2 protein-coding genes are annotated in these 1,012 nt (G+C 36.7%); both read right to left on the bottom strand.

Annotated elements, in window-relative coordinates; translation table 11 throughout:
• Positions 1-13 precede the first annotated feature (13 nt).
• Positions 14-478, bottom strand: a complete 465-nt coding sequence (locus BTO23_RS14965) for an ASCH domain-containing protein (protein WP_105063886.1) — start codon at positions 476-478, stop codon at positions 14-16.
• Between the two features lie 163 nt (positions 479-641).
• Complete coding sequence (locus BTO23_RS14970; protein ID WP_060993032.1) at positions 642-854, bottom strand: hypothetical protein; 213 nt, start codon at positions 852-854, stop codon at positions 642-644.
• Positions 855-1,012: the final 158 nt, after the last annotated feature.

Genomic DNA, 1,012 nt, shown 5'->3' on the forward strand with positions numbered 1-1,012 from the left:
TTTGTTATATTGCCTATTGATAAACGACATGAAATCGTTCCAATACAAGAACCATGTCCTCATTAGGCTGAATATTTAACTCTGAACATTCAGCAGCAAAGAAACTCCAATGTGCTTCACGCCACCATTTTAATGAACGGTCGCCCTCGCCTTCTGCATGAGCAAACTCAGCCGTAACTTCGTTATATTTACACGTTTCAACTGAATCAATTTCAATGATACAAATTGGTTTCCCATTCCAATCAACGACTACTTGTAAATGACCAACGGTTGGCATTGGCTCTTCACCAGATTCATACCAAACATTTAAGCTACAAGTTGCTGTCTTTTGACCAATTCGGATTAATTCTGCGCATAAATTGGCATTATGCTCATCAGCACAGAAATAGTCTGAACTGAATGATTGATACTTTTCACGTTCAATTTCAGAAAGTGAGCTTAGATACTGATCCAAGTAGATTTGAGACTGTTCTTCCATGAAATCCTCTTAACTATTTTCGCAATATAACGCCTGCATAACACGTTTGCTACGATACAGACCTAGCTGAATTTTAACGCCTTAATCACTGAAACTAAAGGCAAACTGACAATGCCGAGTGTAGCAAATCGTGTTGATGCGATTGTTATGTTCGCTCTAACAGTTAATCACGGACGTATCTAAACTTAACATGCGTATCGATGTAAGAATTAAGATCACCACCAGATACTGCAATGATTTTCATTCTGTCAATATGCTGCTTACCCGCACTATCGTAGTCATAACTAACTGAACGAGCAGTTTCATCGAACCAAACCGTGATTGAATTAGAATTCAACTCAAAACCACGTATTCCTGAAGAGTTGTAAGTTTGCATTTAAGCCTCAATAATCCATTTGTACCAAAATATACAAATATCATTATTGTAATATCGTGAAGAACTACTGTGATTAATGTCACTAATTTCTAAGTTAATAAAAACAAAGGTAATATTTTAGATAACCATTATCTATCGCCTAGAACATAACGCCTGCA

The organism is Aliivibrio sifiae (genome assembly GCF_002954715.1).
Classification (GTDB): domain Bacteria; phylum Pseudomonadota; class Gammaproteobacteria; order Enterobacterales; family Vibrionaceae; genus Aliivibrio; species Aliivibrio sifiae.